This is a genomic window from Actinomadura decatromicini (genome assembly GCF_008121305.1).
GTDB classification, from domain to species: Bacteria; Actinomycetota; Actinomycetes; order Streptosporangiales; family Streptosporangiaceae; genus Spirillospora; species Spirillospora syzygii.
On record NZ_VSRQ01000002.1, the window covers coordinates 479333 to 496328 of the forward strand.

A 16996-nucleotide genomic window follows, 5' to 3' on the forward strand; every position below is an offset into this window, starting at 1 on the left:
CCGTCCCCGAGCTGACAGCCCGCCGCGAACTGGTCGTCCGCCACACCCTTCCCTAATGAGCCCGGCCGCCTGCAACATGCGTGCCGCGTCGCGTGCCTCGTCCCACCACGTGGCGATGGCGCGTTGGTCGGTCTGCATGCGCCTCTCGCGAGAGCCGACCGCCTGCCACCTGTCTGCTCTCGCCCCGCATGGAGTTGGCGCGTTGTATCCAACGGGTGCAGGAGCGCGCGCCCCACCGTGTCCGATGGCGCGCCGCATGCCGACGGTGCGTCGTCAGTTGGTCGTCCGCCCCGTGCTTGCTCTCGCCGGGAGGCGACCGTCCGGCAGAGGGCGTCTCGCGCCGCATCCGGGGCCCTCGTGTCCGCGGCCTGATGACCGCCCGGTAGCAGGTCGTTTCGGCGTGTCGGACGGGCGTCCGGTGCGGGGCCGGTGGGGCTGGTGGGGACCGAGGTGTGAGAATCTCGTGTAGTTGATCTAAGTTTCGTCGATTTAGGTCTAGACATATTTCGTGTTAAAGCCTAGCTTTAATGAAGACGCCAGCGACCCCGCTGATGCGCCCGTTGCCGCCTGAGTGCGGCAGGGTGCCCCTGGGGTAATAACGGCCTAACCCCCGTTGACCTGGGAAGATGCTGCATGAGTCGGCTTTGAGGTCAAAATTCGGCGTATCGTTCATTGCATTTCGGCGACATCCTTCTCAAGGGCCCTGCGGCCTTAACATTCGAGTGCCGCCTGCGTAGACTCCCGGGACCCGCGCTGCCGTGCGAGGCGTTCGAAATCATGACTCGCGGGGTACGCGGTAAAGATCGACTTTTTGCGATCGAGATCGCAACACCCCTGTCGAGGAGGACGGATGTCTGGGCTTTCCCTGTCAAGCCCGGCCAGCGCAGAAGTAGATCTCGGCGGCGGCGACCTGTCATTGGTCGTCGTCGTCGCTGTGATCGCACTGCTGGCACTGGCCGTCGCCGCGGGTCTCGTGCGTGATGTCCTGGCCGCGGGCCAGGGCACCGACAAGATGCAGGAGATCGCGCGAGCCGTTCAGGTGGGCGCGAGCGCCTATCTGAAACGCCAGTTCCGCACGGTCGCGGTCTTCGTGGTGCTGATCCCGCTCGTCCTGCTGCTGCTCCCCGCCGACTCGACCGGTGAGCGGATCGGACGCTCGGTCTTCTTCGTCATCGGCGCGATCTTCTCCGCGGTCACCGGGTTCACCGGCATGTGGCTGGCGGTCCGGGGGAACGTCCGGGTCGCCGCGGCCGCCCGCGAGGAGGGCGGCGAGCGGACCGCGATGCGCATCGCGTTCCGCACCGGCGGCGTCGCGGGCATGTTCACCGTGGGCCTCGGGCTGTTCGGCGCGGCGATCGTCGTCCTCGCGTACCAGGGCGACGCGCCGAAGGTGCTGGAGGGCTTCGGCTTCGGCGCCGCGCTGCTCGCCATGTTCATGCGAGTCGGCGGCGGAATCTTCACGAAGGCCGCCGACGTCGGCGCAGACCTGGTCGGCAAGGTCGAGCAGGGCATCCCCGAGGACGACCCGCGCAACGCCGCGACCATCGCGGACAACGTTGGCGACAACGTCGGCGACTGCGCCGGGATGGCCGCCGACCTGTTCGAGTCGTACGCGGTCACGCTGGTCGCCGCGCTGATCCTCGGCACCGCGGCGTTCGGCACCCAGGGGCTCGTGTTCCCGCTGGTCGTCCCGATGATCGGCGTCATCACCGCGGTGATCGGCATCTTCGCCGTGGCGCCCCGGGCGGGCGACCGGTCCGGGATGTCGGCGATCAACCGGGGCTTCTTCATCTCGGCGATCATCTCGGCGGTGCTGGTGGCGATCGCCGCGTTCGCCTACCTGCCCTCGTCGTTCGCCGACCTGAAGGGCGTCACCGACAAGGAGATCAGCGGCCTCGACCACGACCCGCGCCTCGTCGCGCTCGGCGCCGTGATCATCGGCATCGTGCTGGCGAGCGCGATCCAGCTGCTCACCGGCTACTTCACCGAGACGAACCGCAAGCCGGTCAGGGAGGTCACCGACAGCGCCCGGACGGGTCCGGCGACCGTGATCCTGTCCGGTATCTCGCTCGGTCTGGAGTCGGCCGTCTACACCGCGCTGGTGATCGGGGCGGCCGTGTACGGCGCGTTCCTGCTCGGCTTCGGCAACACCACCGTCGCGCTGTTCGCGGTGGCGATGGCGGGCACCGGGCTGCTGACCACGGTCGGCGTCATCGTCTCGATGGACACCTTCGGCCCCGTCTCCGACAACGCCCAGGGCATCGCCGAGATGTCCGGGGACGTCCAGGGCGAGGCCGCGAAGGTGCTGGAGCGGCTGGACGCGGTCGGCAACACCACCAAGGCGATCACCAAGGGCATCGCGATCGCGACGGCGGTCCTCGCCGCGACCGCGCTGTTCGGCTCGTTCCGGACGACGGTGATCTCCGCGATCAACGACGCGTCCGGGGACGCGAAGAAGGCGCTCGGCGACTTCGCCACGTTCAACATCTCGATCGACAGCCCGAACGTGCTGATCGGGCTGATCATCGGCGCGGCCGTCGTGTTCCTGTTCTCCGGCCTGGCGATCATGGCGGTCGGCCGCGCGGCCGGACGGGTCGTGGTCGAGGTGCGCGACCAGTTCCGCACCAAGCCCGGGATCATGGACTACACCGAGAAGCCCGACTACGACCGGGTCGTCTCCATCTGCACGGCGGACGCGCAGCGCGAGCTCGCGACCCCCGGACTGCTGGCGATCATGACTCCGATTGCGGTCGGCTTCGCGCTCGGGTACGCGCCGCTCGGCGCATACCTGGGCGGTGCGATCGCGGCCGGCGTGCTGATGGCGGTGTTCCTCGCGAACTCCGGCGGCGCCTGGGACAACGCGAAGAAACTCGTCGAGGAGGGCCACCTCGGCGGCAAGGGCTCCGAGGCGCACGAGGCCACGGTGATCGGCGACACGGTCGGCGACCCGTTCAAGGACACCGCGGGCCCCGCCATCAACCCGCTGATCAAGGTGATGAACCTGGTCGCGCTGCTGATCGCGGACGCCGTCGTCCGGTACGCGGACAACACGGCCCTGCGCGCCGGGGTGACCATCCTCGCCGTCGCGGTCGTGGTGGCCGCGATCGTCGTGTCCAAGCGGCGCGCCGACCCGATCGCCGAGCCCGCGGGCGGCGGCGCCGCTCCGCCCGCCGCGGCGAGCGGCGAGGCGAAGGGCGGCGCGGTCGAGGGGAGCGCGCCCGAGGAGGCCGCGGTCGGTGCCGAGGGCACCAAGGCCGAGGCGGGCAACGAGGAGGAACCGGCGAACAAGGGCTGACAATCCGTCAGACGAGGGCCGGTGGCAGGACATGCCACCGGCCCTTCGCACGTCCAGCCAAGCTCTCGCACGTCCGGGCGTGCGAGGAGTTATCCACAATCTGCGGTCCCTCTTCCGCGGACGTGCGCCGACTGTTGACATGGAAGGTAACCGGCCCGCCCCCGGGCGGGAGGGGCCTGCTTTTCCACCTGCGCGGGAGGGGCCTGCTCCTCACCCTGTGCGGGACGGGCTGCCCTTCACTCCAGGCGACGGGCTGTCACCCTAGGCGGGACGGGCGCTCTTCACCGTGGGCGGGACGGGTCTGCCCTTCACTGGGCGGAACGGACTTGCTCTTTACCCGGGGGAGGGGCCTGCCTTTCCCCTCGGGTAGGAGGGGTCTGCCCTTCTATCTGGCGGAAGGGGCCTGCCTTGCTGCCTGGGCGGGACGGGCTTGCTCTTCAACCTCGGGGGGCGGGGCCTGCACTCAAGCCAGGTTGGAGGGGCCTGCTTTTCGACATGGTGGGGGGCGGACGTACGCTTGCTGAGGAACGCGGCGGTCCCGCAATGCGGACTCTCCACGGTGAGCAACACACAACCTCCCGGGCACGCGGAGTCTCCTGGGAGCAACGCGGAGCCTTGCAGGGAACGCAGCGTCCAATCACTAGGTCAGAAGCTGGTGACCAGTGGCTACTAGAAGCAGGGAAGCTGGAGGCGTTGTGGCTGGCGACGGCGGCAAGTCGACCATCTCGGGGCCGAAGGGCTTCGCGATCATGATGGGCGGGATGCTCGGCATCCTGCTCGTCCTTTGGGCCATCGCCGCGCTCGTCGCACCGTAGCCGCCGCTATACCTCTCCGTATCCGCCCCGTCCCGTACCCGTGGGCCCGTGGTCGCTGTGTGCTCCACGTCCGCGCAGTCCGCGCAGTCCGCGCAGTCCGCGCAGTCCGCGTAGTGCGCGGACGGTCCCGCTGAGTAGGGTGGCGATCATGCCGACGCTCATTGTGCTCCGCCACGCGAAGGCCGTCGCAGGCCTTGGGACACCGGACATCGACCGCGTCCTGAACGATCGCGGCCGCGCGGACGCCACGGCGACCGGCGACTGGCTGCGCGCGAATGACCTCGTCCCCGGCGCGGTGCTGTGCTCCCCGGCGGCACGGACGCGCGAGACGCTCGCGCTGCTGCGGATCGAGGCGGAGGTGAGCTTCGAGTCCGGGATCTACGACAACGACCCGGAGACACTCCTCGCCCTCGTGAACCGCGTCGCGGACGACGCGGAACGCGCGCTGCTCGTCGGCCACAACCCGGCGGTGCACCAACTCGTCCACGACCTGACCGGACAGTCCCCGGACACCTTCCCGACCTGCGCCCTCGCCGTGATCGACCTGCCCGGCACATGGGCTGAGGCACGCCCCGGCATCGGCACCCTCCGGACCGTCCGCACCCCGAAGGACTGACCCACCCCCCGGAAAAGCAGGCCCCTCCCGCCCGGGGGCGGGCCGGTTACCTTCCATGTCAACAGCCCGCGCACCTCCCCGGAGGATGGGCCGCAGATTGTGGATAACTCCACGCACCCCAGGGGACCAGGCCCGGCGAGATCAAGCCAGACCGGCCCCGCAGGCCCGTTCAGGGACGTAGGCGTAGAGATGTCCTCCGGTCTCGTTCCTGGAGACGGTCTACCGCGGCCAGGGACGACTCGATGACCGTCTCCGTGTCGCGGCGTAGCGCCCCGATCGTGTGCCGCGTCCCGGATACCTGCAACAACGCGTGCTGCACAGGTGTCATGTCCTCCCCGCCACCCCCCGACGCGATCTCCGCCCGCCGCCTCCGCGTCAACGTCGACAGATGCGAGTCGAGATCCGCGAGCTCCTCGCTCAGCTCCTCCACCGGCGACGGCTCCCCGGGAGCGCGGTCCGCGGGCTCCGCCACCAGATCCGCCGTCTCCTCCAGCTGGTCGGCCAAGCGGTCCAGGATCTCGGGCATAGGCCCCGTGTCCACGGCCTCCTCCCGCGACAGCCGGGCCACGGCGATCAGGTGGTCCCGGGTCCGGTGCGCGGCATCGACGGCCGTCTCCAGTATCGCGATCAGCCCCTCGTCCGGGACCCGCTCCTGCCCCAGCCGCCTCCCCGTGTCCGCGACCGCCTCAGCCGCCCGTTCCGCGCCGACGATCCGGTCGTAGGGCAGCCGCACCCGCTCCCCTGCCAGCACGTCCGCCGTCGTCCGGACGAGGTGAGCGTGCGTGTCGAGCAGCCGTTCCAGCCGAACCGGCAGCCGTTCGAGGTGCCCCGCGGGCCACAGCAGCCGGACGGCCAGGAACGACATCAAGGTCCCCGCGAAGGTCAGCACGATCCGCTCCCCGGCGGTCGCCCACCCCGCCGGCGTGGAGAAGTCGAGCAGCATCATCGCCAGCGGCGTCCCGAACAGCGCCCAGTAGGCGAAGCTGACCGAGCGCATCGCGAACCCGGCGAGCGCGAAGCCGAACACGATCAGCGCGGTGGTGGGCTGGTCGGCGGCGAGCGTCAGGATGAGCGCGGCGACCACGGCCCCGGCCGCGGTGCCGCCGACGCGCTGCACGAGGCGTTCGACCGTCTCGCCGTAGGTGGCGCGCAGGCTCAGCATCGCGGTGACCGTCATCCAGTGGCCGTGCGACAGGTGCAGCGCGGCGGCGATGGACATCGACGCGACGGCCGTCACGAACACCCGCGCCACCTGCCGGAACATCGGGGAGCGGGTCCGGACGGCACGCCGCGCCTCGGCCCACACGGGCATCGGGTCGAGCGTCTCCGGCAGCCGCGGCGGGCCGACGCCGAACCGCAGCCCGCCCGCGACGATCCGCCGGGTGGACGCGATCTCACCCGCGATACGGACGATCGACCGGTTCACCTGCCCGATCAGCGACACCGCGATGAGGTCCTCGTCCCCGGCGAGCCCGGCGCGCCTGATGTGCTCGGCGGCGCGGCCGAGCCGCCGGACGGCCGCCGACTCCTCCCCGCCGAGCGGCGCCTCGCCCGCCGTGGCGACCGCCCCGGCGAGCAGCCGCAGCCGCGCCGCGAGCGCCCAGATCGCCGTCTGCGTCTCAAGCTGCCAGTCGCGGTCCGGCGGGTAGTTCTTCGCCGCCTCGATGACGGCCTGGAGCGTCACCGTCTCGTGCAGGACGCGGCCGAGCGCGTCGATCAGTCGTTCCGGACGGGTCGGTTCGCCGCCGCCGTGTCCCGACCGGTACAGCGCGTACGTGGCGCGGGCCGTGGTCAGCGCCTCGGACGCCGCCCGCCGCTTGGCCTCCCAGTCGGGGATGCGGGCCACGTCCAGCAGGTCGGGGTTCGTCAGCTCGACGGCGTCGAGGGGGGCGGCGTCGGCGGCGACGACGTCCTGCGCGACCGCGTCCAGCGCCTCCGCGACGGCGTCGGCGGCCTCGCTGAGCGCGGCGCGCAGCGGGCGCAGCCGCCGCGCGGGCCACGGCGCGAGCAGCAGCCCGGCGGTGAGCAGCCCGCCGATCAGCTCCAGCAGCCCGATCCCGATCACGTCGGCGGACGGCGGCCGGACCGCGCTGAGCAGCACCGCGAGCCCCGCCGTCGACCCGATCCGCGGGACGGCGACGCCGAGCGCGATCAGCGGCGGGACGGCCGCGACCGCGAGCCACGTGTGCCCGCTGAGCAGCCCGCCCGCCGTCGACCCGAGCGCGACCACGAGGACGCCGACCGCGAGGTCCCTGGCCCGCGCCCCGTACGGGCCCTCGGGCGTCCGCAGCGCGACCAGGTACGCGCCCAGCGCGATCATGGATCCCTGCGGGCCGTGCCCGGTGAGCGCCCCGGCGAACAGCGGGACGGCCATGGCGAGCGCGGCGGCGAGCCCGTAGAACGGCGCCGCCGACCCCCCGCCGGCGAGCGCGTACGCCTCCCGCACCCGCTTGATCACAAGGGGGGTCTACCCAGGAGAGACGGTGCCCCCATGCGGGTCCTGGGCGTCGGCCGCCTCCACTTCCTCGCGGGAGATGCCGAGGAGGAAGAGGATCGTGTCCAGGTAGGGGACGTTGACCGCGGTGTCGGCGGCCTGCCGGACGACCGGTTTGGCGTTGTAGGCGATGCCGAGCCCGGCCGCCTGGAGCATGTCGAGGTCGTTGGCGCCGTCGCCGATCGCGACGGTCTGGCTGACCGGGATGCCCGCCTCGCGGGCGAAGCGTTCGAGCGCGGCGGCCTTCCCGGCGCGGTCGATCACCGGGCCGGTGACGCGGCCGGTGAGCTTCCCGTCCGCGATCTCCAGGGTGTTCGCGGCCGAGTAGTCGATCCCGAGGTCGTCGACGATGGCGTCGGTGACCTGGGTGAACCCGCCGGAGACGACCGCGAACTTGTAGTCGAGCCGTTTCAGCGTCCGGACGAGCGTCCGGGCCCCGGCGGCGAGCCTCACCTCGCCGCGGACCGCGTCGACGGCGGCGGCGTCCAGCCCGGCGAGCAGCGCGACGCGCTCGCGGAGCGAGCCCTCGAAGTCGAGTTCGCCGCGCATCGCGGACTCGGTGACCTTGGCGACCTCGTCGAGGCACCCGGCGTGCCGGGCGAGCAGCTCGATGACCTCGCCCTGGATGAGCGTGGAGTCGACGTCCATGACGATCAGCCGCTTGGCGCGCCGGTGCAGGCCGCTCTGCTGGACGGCGACGTCCACCTGCTGCTCCGCCGCCTCGGCGGTGAGGGCGGCGCGGAGGGCGTCGGGGTCGGCGCCGGAGACGTCCAGCTCGATGCAGGTCACCGGATTGGATGCGAGGCGCTCGATCCGGTCGATGTTGGCGCCGTGCGCGGAGATCCGCCCGGCGATCCCGGCCATGGCGGCGGGCCGCAGCGGCGCGCCGAGGACGGTCACGTGCAGCCGCCCGCGCCGCTTCGGCGTCCGCGTGCTGCGCCCGGTGGACAGCTCGACCTCCATGTCGAGGTCGTTCGCGACACGCTCGGCCGTGTTCCACACGCCGCCTATGTCGGCGCCCTCGCTGTAGGAGAGCAGCACGCCGAGGACGAGCCGTCCGCGGATGACGACCTGCTCCACGTCGGCGACGGTGAGCGGGAACTCGGCGAGTGTTCTGAAGAGGCGCGACGTCACTCCGGGGCGGTCGCGTCCGGTGAGTGTGATGAGCAGCGTGCGCTGCGCTGACACGTCCATGACTGCTTTCCACGGTACCGGCCGTGGATCACTGGTCTTCCGGCAGGGGCACCCCGTTCACCTCGCGACGATCAGGTTCACGTCCCCGAATTCGTGCCAGAGATAGCCTTCCGATAGCGCGGCGGCGTAGGTCGCGGTGAGCAGATCTTGGCCAGCAATGGCCGTGAGCATCAGCAGATGCGACGACTTCGGCTCGTGTAGACCGGTGAGGAGGCCGTCCACGGCCCGGACGCCGTCCTTGGGCGTCACGACATGTTCCGTCCACCCTTTGGCGGCTCGAACGTTCCCGGAGCCGTCGACGGATGTTTCCAGGGCGCGGACGGCGGTGGTGCCGACCGCGATCACCCGTCCGCCCCGCTTCCGGACATGTCCGACCAGCGCGGCCGTCGCCTCCGGCACCTCGTAGCGCTCCGCGTACGGCGGCTCGCCCGCCTCCGGGGACGCGACCCCGGTGTGGAGCGTGATCGGCGCGATGTGGACGCCGCCCGACACCAGCCGCGTCACCAGTTCGGGCGTGAACGGGCGGGCGGCGCTCGGCATCTCCGCCCCGCCGGACGACCGGTCGTGGGCGAACGCCGTCTGGTAGGCGGCGGCGGGCCAGTCGCGCCGCACGTACCCGTACCGGATCGGCACGCCGTGCCGCCGCAGGTAGGGGACGACCTCCGTGCTCAACCGCGCCTCCCAGAGCCGCCGGGTGCGCCGTCCGACCAGGGTGAGGGTCGCGCCGCCGGGCAGCGGGATCCATTCGCCCGGCGAACCGCCCGAATAGGGCGCGCTGGCCTTGCCGGTGAGGCGCCGCAGCTCCACCAGCCACAGCCGGTCGTCGTCCGCCGAGGGGACGGGGGTCGAGAAGTGGATGCCGATCCGGTCCAGCCGGACGGCGGCGGGCAGCGTCGCGGACGTGTTGACCACGAGCAGGTCGCCCGGGTCGAGGAGCGCGGGCAGGTCGCGGAACCCGTGGTGGGTGACCTCGCCGGTGGCGCGGCGGGAGAGGAGCAGGCGGACGCCGTCCCGGCTCCGTCCGCGCGCTTCCGGCGGCTCGTGCGCCTCCAGCGCGGGCGGCAGGGTGAACTCGACGGTCATTCCCGCACCTCCAGCCGGAGGGCCGCGAACACGCCGAGCAGGGCGATCGCGGCGAACAGCGTCCCGGCGACGGCGAGGCCCGTGCCGAGCCGCGCGGTCCCGAACCCGGCGACCAGCGCGCCCGCCGCGCCCACCACGAGGGACGAGCCGAGCGTGTCGCCGATCTGCAGCGCGGACGAGTTGACGCCCTGCTCCTCCTCCGGGGACAGGTCGAGCAGCAGCACCGACAGGCTCCCGATCGCGAAGCCCATCCCCGCGCCGCCGATGATCCACGCGGGCGCGGCGAGCCAGCCGGAGAGCTGGAGCGTGACGGCGGCGGCCGCGATCCCGGCGGTGACGAGCACGGCGCCGAGCAGCGCGTAGAACTCGCGGGGCCGCTGCGAACGGCCCTGGATCTGGGACGCCGCCGACCAGCCGAGCGCGCCGACCGTCAGCACGATCCCGGCCTGGGCGGCGCTGAATCCGTGCAGCCGGGTCAGCGCCAGCGGGATGAAGACGTCCATGCCGAAGAACGAGCCGGACAGCAGCCCCCGGACGAGCACGACGCTCGGCAGGCCGCGGCGGAGCCGGAGCGTCCCGGCGGGCAGCAGCCGGGGCAGGCCGAACGCGAGGCCCGCGAGCCCGGCGACGGCGGCGAGCGCCAGCGTCCAGCCGGGGCGGTCGAAGCCGTAGAGCATGACGCCCGCGCCCGCCGCGACCGACACGGCGGCCACGTACCGGCCCCGGCCGGGGGTCGGGGCGACGTCCACCGTCCTGATCTCGCGCAGCGCCGGGACGAGCAGCACGGTCGGCGGGACGACCAGCGGCACCAGCCCGAGGAACACCCACCGCCACCCGGCATGCTCGGCGACGACGCCGCCGACGGCGGGCCCGATCAGCGACGGCAGCACCCACGCCGCCGACAGCGCCGCGAACACCCGCGAACGCAGCTCCTCCGGGTACACGCGGGCGATCACGACGTAGAGCGCGACGAGCGAGACGCCCGTCCCGAGGCCCTGCACGGCGCGCCCGGCGACGAACAGCCACATGGACGGCGCCGCGCCCGCGACGACCAGCCCGGCGACGAACGTCCCGAGCCCGGCGAGCAGCGGCCGCACGGGCCCGGACCGGTCCACCCAGCCGCCCGCGAGCACCGTCGACAGCAGGCTCATGATCAGCGTGGCGCTGAAGCCCCAGGCGTAGAGGGAGAGGCCGTTCAGGTCGTCCGTGACGACCGGCATGACGGTCCCGACCGCCATGCTCTCGAAGGCCAGCAGCGTGACGACCAGGACGATTCCGAACGTCGCGCCCCGGTATCCGGCCCGCAGCACGCCGCCTGCGGGGACCGTCTTCTGCTCATGCTCCAGCACGGTGGTCATCTTGCACCGGCCAGGTCAACGGCCCGGTACCGGCCACTGGGAAGGCGGTCGCCGACGAGGCGGAGGAGCGCGGCGGCGGCCTCCTCGGGCGGCGGCGCGGCGTCGGCGTCCTCCCCGGCGGCGCGGAGCATCGCGGTGTTCATCTCGCCCGGGTCGGCCCACCAGACGGCGACGTCCGGCTCCTCCGCGGCGAGGACGTTCGAGAGCTGCTCCAGCGCGGCCTTCGACGCTCCGTAGCCGCCCCACGCCGCGTAGCCCTCGACGGCCGCGTCCGAGGTGATGTTGAGGACCGCGCCGCGCCGCCCCCGCAGGCGCGGCAGCACGTCCTGGATCAGCGCCAGCGGGGCGAGGACGTTCGTGGCGAACGTGTCGGCGAGGTCGGCGACGGCGAGGTCGGCGAGCCGGGGCAGCGGCGTCGGGCCGAGCGTGCTCGCGTTGTTGACGAGCAGGTCGAGCCCGCTTCCGGCCGCCCGGACGAGCTCGGCGCGGTGGGCCGGGTCGGTGACGTCCCCGGGGACGGCGGTGACATCACCGTCGATCTCGCCGAGGGCGGCTTTCAGCGCGTCCGCGTCGCGGGCGTCGGCGACGACGCGCCAGCCGTCCCGGGCCAGCGCCCGGGCGAGCGCCAGGCCGAGGCCCCGGGACGCCCCGGTGATCAGAGCCGTCCTGGCGGACGCGGGGTCGAAGAGGGGGGTTTCCATGCCCTCGACGCTAGGAAACGGAGGCGTCCGCGGCATCGGCCGACGGGCCCCGGCGGCGGTGGTCAGATGGTCCTAGGACCCTCGTCCCGGACGAGCGGACGGACGAGTGGACGGCCCCGTCCGCGCGCGTCCTCCCCGGGGCTGATTCGAGAAGGCCCCTACAGAGAGTACGGTCTTCACATGCGGGCGCCGGAAGGGCGCGCGGCCAGCGGAGACGAGAGGCCGGAATGGAGACGGGCGACGGCTGCGGCGGTGAGCAGGGCGCGACCCTGCACGCCGTCAGTTCCGCCGTGCTCGCGGTCACCCGCCACCTGTCCGTGCACGAGGTGCTGCAGGTGATCGTCCGGGCGGCGGCGCAGCTCCTGGACGCCCGCTACGCCGCGCTCGGCGTGCCCGACGACGAGGGCTCGTTCGCCGAGTTCGTCGTCGAGGGCGTCTCCGACGAGGAGTGGGAGCGGATCGGCCCGCTGCCCCGCCAGCACGGGATGCTCGCCGCGATGCTCAAGGGCGACACGCCGAAGCGGCTCGCCGACATCCGCCGGGAGCCGGAGTTCGAGGGGTGGCCGGTCGCGCATCCCGTCCTCAAGGACTTCATCGGCGTGCCGATCCGCGACGCGGAGGACGTCCTCGGCATCGTCTTCCTCGCCAACAAGCGCACCCCGGGCGGCTTCACCAAGGACGACGAGGACGTCCTCACCCTGTTCGCCGCGCACGCCGCGATCGCCGTCACGAACGCCCGCCTGTACGAGCACAACCGCGAGCTGACCGTCGTCGCCGAGCGCAACCGGATGGCGCGCGAGCTGCACGACGCGGTCGCGCAGAAGCTGTTCTCGCTGCGGCTGACCGCGCGGACCGCGTCCGCGCTGGCCGAACGCGACCCGGCGCGGACGGTGCGGGAGCTTGAGCAGGTCGAGCGGCTCGCGGCCGAGGCGCTCGCGGAGCTGCGCGCCGTGATCTTCGAGCTGCGCCCCGCCGACCTCGCGGACGGGCTGGTGTCCTCGCTGCGCAAGCACGTCGAGGTCCTCGACCGGGCGCACGAGGCCGAGGTGCGGATCGCCGCCGACGAGGCCGTCGTGCTGCCCGAGGAGCACGAGGCCGTCGCGTTCCGCATCACGCAGGAGGCCCTCTACAACGCGCTCCGGCACGCCAAGGCCCGGACGGTCGAGGTCCGCCTCGGCACTTCGGACGGGCAGGCCGTGCTGGAGGTCGCCGACGACGGCACGGGCTTCGACCCGGCCGACGCGGCGGAGCCGCAGAACGGGCTCGGCCTCGCGTCCATGCGCGACCGGGCCTACTCGATCGGCGGCGACCTCACCATCGACGCCGCGCCCGGACGCGGCACGACCGTCCGGCTGGAGGTGCCGCTGTGACCGGCGACGGCCGCGCCTCCACCCCCGCGCGCGGGGACGACCCCCCGCGCCTCCGGGGGAAGGCGCCGATCAGGGTGCTCATCGCCGACGACCATCCGGTCGTCCGGCAGGGGCTCCGCACGTTCCTCGGCATCCAGGACGACATCGACGTCGTCGGGGAGGCCGCGGACGGCACATCGGCCGTGACACTGGCCGAATCCCTGGAGCCCGATATCGTGCTCATGGACCTCAAGATGCCCGGCGCCGACGGCCTGACCGCGCTGACGGAACTGCGGGCTCGTGGGGTGGCGGCACGGGTCCTCGTCCTGACCAGCGTCACGGAGCGCGGGCACGTGCTCCCGGCGGTGCGGGCGGGCGCCGCAGGGTACCTGTACAAGGACGTCGACCCGCAGGCGCTCGTCCAGGCGATCCGGGCCGTGCACGACGGGCACGTCCTGTTCGCGCCCGACGCGGCCGAGGCGATGGTGCGGTCCGGGACGGCCGGCGGCCCCGGCCAGGGTGACGACCGCGGCCTCGCCGCGCTGACCGAACGGGAACGGGAGGTGCTCGTGCACATCGCGCGGGGCAGGTCCAACCGGGAGATCGCACGCGCGCTCGTGGTGTCCGAGAAGACGGTCAAGACGCACGTCAGTAATCTGCTCATGAAACTGGGAGTCCAGGATCGGACGCAGGCGGCCCTGTACGCCGTCCGGCACGGCGTCGGCTCCTCCGGCGACGACGGCGCGGCCGGGATCGCCGGGGAAATCGGCAGGGCCGACGTCCGCGACTGATACAACTCCTCTGACAGGATCGTCATCGAAATTGGTATGAACGTAGCAATCAGATACGCGGCCGGAAGCGACATCGGCTGCAACCGAGAGAACAACGAGGACTCGGGATACGCCGGCGCGCGGCTGATCGCGGTCGCCGACGGCATGGGCGGCTACGCGGGCGGCGAGGTCGCGAGCTCGACGGTCATCGGGTCCCTCCGCTCGCTCGACGCCGACGCCCGCCAGGGCGACGACCTCGTCGACATGCTGGGCCGCGCCGTCGCCGAGGCCAACGAGAAGCTGCGCATCGTCCGGGAGGAACGTCCCGACCTGAGCAGGATGGGCACGACGCTGACCGCGATGCTGTGGTCCGGCGAGTCCGTCGCGCTCGCGCACGTCGGCGACTCGCGCGGCTACCTGCTGCGCGACGGCGAGCTGTTCCAGATGACGCAGGACCACACGATGGACGAGCTGCTCAAGGCGGAGGCCGAACAGGCCGGCCAGCAGGCCGACCCGGCCGAGACGTCCCGGCTGTCGCACGTCCTGTACCGGGTGCTGGACGGGCGCGAGGACCGCGAGCCCGACCTGCGGCTGCGCGAGGCCCGCCTCGGCGACCGCTACCTGCTCTGCTCGGACGGCCTGTCCGGTCCCGTCGACGCCCAGCGCATCTACGAGATCCTGTCCGCCGAGGCCGATCCGCGGCGCGCCGTCGACCGGCTGATCGCGCAGGCCCGCGACAACGGCGGCCCGGACAACATCACCGCCGTCATCGCCGACGTCGTCGAGGCCGAGCACGCCCGCGGCGCGGAGCCCCCCGTCGTGGTCGGCGCCGCCGCCCAAGCCTGACCGAGCCCCGCCCGAGCCCGCCCGTTCGAGACCGGTTGTCCGTCCCGGCCGGACCCTCCTTCACGTGTTGCGCGCGCATGCCCCCGTGTGACTTCGGCGCGTCCCGTCCCGCCCGCGATCCCGTGTTCCGCTCCGGGAGCGCGTCATCCATTTCGTGACAATCGTCGGGCTAAAGAGTGCCCATGTAGCTGGCGGTTTGTCCTACTCTTACCTCTGAGGCGGTGTCGATGCGTGCGGGGTAACGGTCCGATCGCGGATCGTTGCCCGGACTTGACCCGCCTTGGGGTGGACCCGGTATACGGGTCACTCAGCTTTTTTTCTTTCGAGGCGGAGGATCCGTTGGGGGGAGCGCCCGGGGCGGCGGCCGCCGGTGCACCGCAAGGTGCGCTCGGCGGGATCGTCGGCCGGACCCTCACCGCGGCGCGGCACGGACCCCTGGGTGTGGTGCTGCGCGTCGCGGCGATGGCGGCCGCGGCCGTCGGCGCCGCGCTGGTCCACCGTCTCGACGACCCCGGCGTGCTCTGTCCCCTACGGGCGCTCACCGGAGTCCCCTGTCCCGTGTGCGGGGGCACCACCGTGTTCATCGAGTTCGGCGGGGGCCGCCCGGCCCAGGCGGCGCTCGCGAACCCCGTGGTCCTCGTCGGCGCGGTCGCGGTCGCGGTCGCGCCCCTCGGGCTGGGACGACGGTGGTGGGCACTCCAGCCGAAGACCCGTGCCTGGATGCTCGGCACCGCCCTCGTGGGGTCGGAGCTGTGGCAGCTCGCCCGGTTCGGCGTTCTGCGGGTTTGAGCCGGAGGACGATCCTCCGCCAGACTTGCGGAGCCCTCCGGGTCCGGCGGGCGTCACATAACCACAGGGTCAATCAATAAGGAGCAAGTGTGGGTAACCCCTACGACCCGTACGGCCAGCAGCCGGGCTACGGGCAGCAACAGCCCGGGTACGGCCAGCAGCCCCCGGCCCAGCCCGGTTACGGTCAGCAGCCGGGCCAGCAGCCCGGCTACGGGCAGCAGCCCCCGGCGCAGCCCGGCTACGGACAGCCCCCGGCCCAGCCGGGGTACGGACAGCCCCCGGCCCAGCCCGGCTACGGGCAGCAGCCGCCCGGCGCCCAGCCCGGCTACGGCGCGCCGCCCCCGTCCGCGCCCGGGTACCAGGAGGTGCACCACCACCACTACGGCAGCAGCGGGCAGCTCGCCGAGTGGGGGTCGCGCGCCGGCGGCTACATCATCGACTACCTCATCTTCATGGCGCCGTTCTGGGTGCTGTACTTCATCGGCGGCCTGCTCGCGAGCTCCGGCAGCGGTGGCGCGGCGGCGATCGGCATCCTGTTCTACCTGATCGGCTTCGCCCTGATGATCGGCGCCGGCCTGTGGATCTGCTACCAGGAGGGCACCACCGGGCAGTCCATCGGCAAGCGGCAGCTGGGCATCCGGCTCGTCAGCGCGCAGACCGGGCAGCCGATCGGGTTCGGCATGGCGATCGCCCGCAAGTTCGCGCACATCGCCGACAGCTTCCTCTGCTACATCGGCTTCCTCTGGCCGCTGTGGGACGAGCGCAAGCAGACCTTCGCCGACAAGATCTGCAGCACCATCGTCGTCCGCGCCTGATCACCGGGCTCGCGGCAGCGCGGAGCGTCCCCTCCGGGGGGCGCCCCGCTCTCGTTCTACGGGACGGTTTCTACGGGACCGGTTTCTACGGGACGGGGTCGAACGCGCTGTTGCAGGCCGCCACGAGCGCCCGGCGGACGGCCCGGTCGAGCAGCCGGAGCGCCTCCCCGCGGCGCCGCATCTGGTCGGCGCCGAGCCCCCGGTCGTCCATCCGGCGGGCGAGGTCGACGACGAGGGACAGCCGTCCGGCGAGCGCGGCCACGCGGTGCGCGCGGGCCGGGTAGCCGGGGGCGAGCGGATGGTCGCCGCGGTCCGGGTCGCGCAGCGCGGCGAGCGCGTCCGCGATCTCGGGCGGGACGCCCGCGAAGTCGTCGACCGTGAGGAGCGCCTCGGTCGCGTCCCGCATGGCGAGGGCGAGCTGCCGGTCGGCGTCCGCGAGGGACGGGACGTCCGGCTCGGCCCGGGCCGCGTCGCAGGCCGTCCAGCAGATCCCGACGTAGGACGATCCGCGCAGGTCGTCGGCCGGGACGAGGCCGACCGCCCGGTCGCCGAACACGGCGACGACGGCCGCGCCCGCGTCGATCGCGGCGCGGTTGAACGCGGCCGGGCCGGTGAGCCCGAGCGGGTCGCCCGGCTCCGGCAGGGCCAGCCGCAGCGCGGCCATCCCGGCGACGCGCAGGTCGCCGAGCGCGCCGCGGAGCGGCGCCTCGGCCGGTCCGTGTCCGTTCGCGGAGGCGCCGCGCAGGATCTGCGGGCCCGCCGTCTTCTCGACCGCGTCGACCGCCTCGTCCAGGCCGACGTGTCCGGTCAGCCAGGCATTGCCCCAGGCGGCCAGCGCTGTCGCAGCGTCCTTGCTCATTGCCGTCCCCAA

General features: G+C 72.8%; 13 protein-coding genes. 7 read left to right on the top strand and 6 right to left on the bottom strand.

The window, feature by feature from the left end:
- The first annotated feature begins 850 nt into the window (after positions 1–850).
- On the top strand, positions 851–3295 hold the full coding sequence (locus tag FXF68_RS09950; RefSeq protein ID WP_148758631.1) for a sodium-translocating pyrophosphatase: 2445 nt from the start codon (positions 851–853) through the stop codon (positions 3293–3295).
- Between the two features lie 963 nt (positions 3296–4258).
- Positions 4259–4726 (top strand): SixA phosphatase family protein, encoded by a 468-nt coding sequence (locus FXF68_RS09955; protein ID WP_148758632.1) that lies wholly within the window; start codon positions 4259–4261, stop codon positions 4724–4726.
- Between the two features lie 169 nt (positions 4727–4895).
- Here FXF68_RS09955 and FXF68_RS09960 read toward each other — a convergent pair whose 3' ends face one another.
- Genes FXF68_RS09960 through FXF68_RS09980 form a run of 5 tightly spaced genes read right to left on the bottom strand, consistent with a single transcriptional unit; the run spans position 4896 to position 11556 of the window.
- Positions 4896–7184, bottom strand: coding sequence for an FUSC family protein (locus tag FXF68_RS09960; protein ID WP_148758633.1), 2289 nt, complete (start codon positions 7182–7184; stop codon positions 4896–4898).
- 9 nt (positions 7185–7193) lie between these two features.
- Positions 7194–8414 carry a phosphoserine phosphatase SerB gene (gene serB, locus FXF68_RS09965; RefSeq protein ID WP_148758634.1) on the bottom strand — a complete coding sequence of 407 codons (1221 nt, stop codon included), beginning with the start codon at positions 8412–8414 and terminating at the stop codon, positions 7194–7196.
- Positions 8415–8471: 57 nt separating this feature from the next.
- Positions 8472–9497 carry an S-adenosylmethionine:tRNA ribosyltransferase-isomerase gene (locus FXF68_RS09970; RefSeq protein ID WP_148758635.1) on the bottom strand — a complete coding sequence of 342 codons (1026 nt, stop codon included), beginning with the start codon at positions 9495–9497 and terminating at the stop codon, positions 8472–8474.
- On the bottom strand, positions 9494–10855 hold the full coding sequence (locus FXF68_RS09975; RefSeq protein ID WP_148758636.1) for an MFS transporter: 1362 nt from the start codon (positions 10853–10855) through the stop codon (positions 9494–9496). The genes FXF68_RS09970 and FXF68_RS09975 overlap by 4 nt, the downstream gene beginning before the upstream one ends.
- A complete protein-coding gene (locus tag FXF68_RS09980) occupies positions 10852–11556 on the bottom strand; it encodes an SDR family NAD(P)-dependent oxidoreductase (protein WP_148758637.1) in 705 nt (234 codons plus the stop codon). The genes FXF68_RS09975 and FXF68_RS09980 overlap by 4 nt, the downstream gene beginning before the upstream one ends.
- A 227-nt stretch (positions 11557–11783) precedes the next feature.
- Here FXF68_RS09980 and FXF68_RS09985 point away from each other — a divergent pair, with 227 nt between their 5' ends.
- The 5 genes from FXF68_RS09985 (at position 11784) to FXF68_RS10005 (ending at position 16125) form a co-directional block, all read left to right on the top strand.
- Positions 11784–12926, top strand: a complete 1143-nt coding sequence (locus FXF68_RS09985; RefSeq protein ID WP_148758638.1) for a GAF domain-containing sensor histidine kinase — start codon at positions 11784–11786, stop codon at positions 12924–12926.
- 68 nt (positions 12927–12994) lie between these two features.
- Complete coding sequence (locus tag FXF68_RS09990; RefSeq protein ID WP_148759343.1) at positions 12995–13696, top strand: response regulator; 702 nt, start codon at positions 12995–12997, stop codon at positions 13694–13696.
- Between the two features lie 36 nt (positions 13697–13732).
- Complete coding sequence (locus FXF68_RS09995; RefSeq protein WP_148350353.1) at positions 13733–14521, top strand: PP2C family protein-serine/threonine phosphatase; 789 nt, start codon at positions 13733–13735, stop codon at positions 14519–14521.
- A gap of 339 nt (positions 14522–14860) precedes the next feature.
- Entirely contained in the window at positions 14861–15310 is a 450-nt protein-coding gene (locus FXF68_RS10000; protein WP_246178605.1) for a DUF2752 domain-containing protein, read from the top strand.
- An 89-nt stretch (positions 15311–15399) separates the two neighbouring features.
- Positions 15400–16125, top strand: coding sequence for an RDD family protein (locus FXF68_RS10005; RefSeq protein WP_148758639.1), 726 nt, complete (start codon positions 15400–15402; stop codon positions 16123–16125).
- 85 nt (positions 16126–16210) lie between these two features.
- Here FXF68_RS10005 and FXF68_RS10010 read toward each other — a convergent pair whose 3' ends face one another.
- Complete coding sequence (locus FXF68_RS10010; protein WP_148758640.1) at positions 16211–16984, bottom strand: hypothetical protein; 774 nt, start codon at positions 16982–16984, stop codon at positions 16211–16213.
- Positions 16985–16996 lie beyond the last annotated feature (12 nt).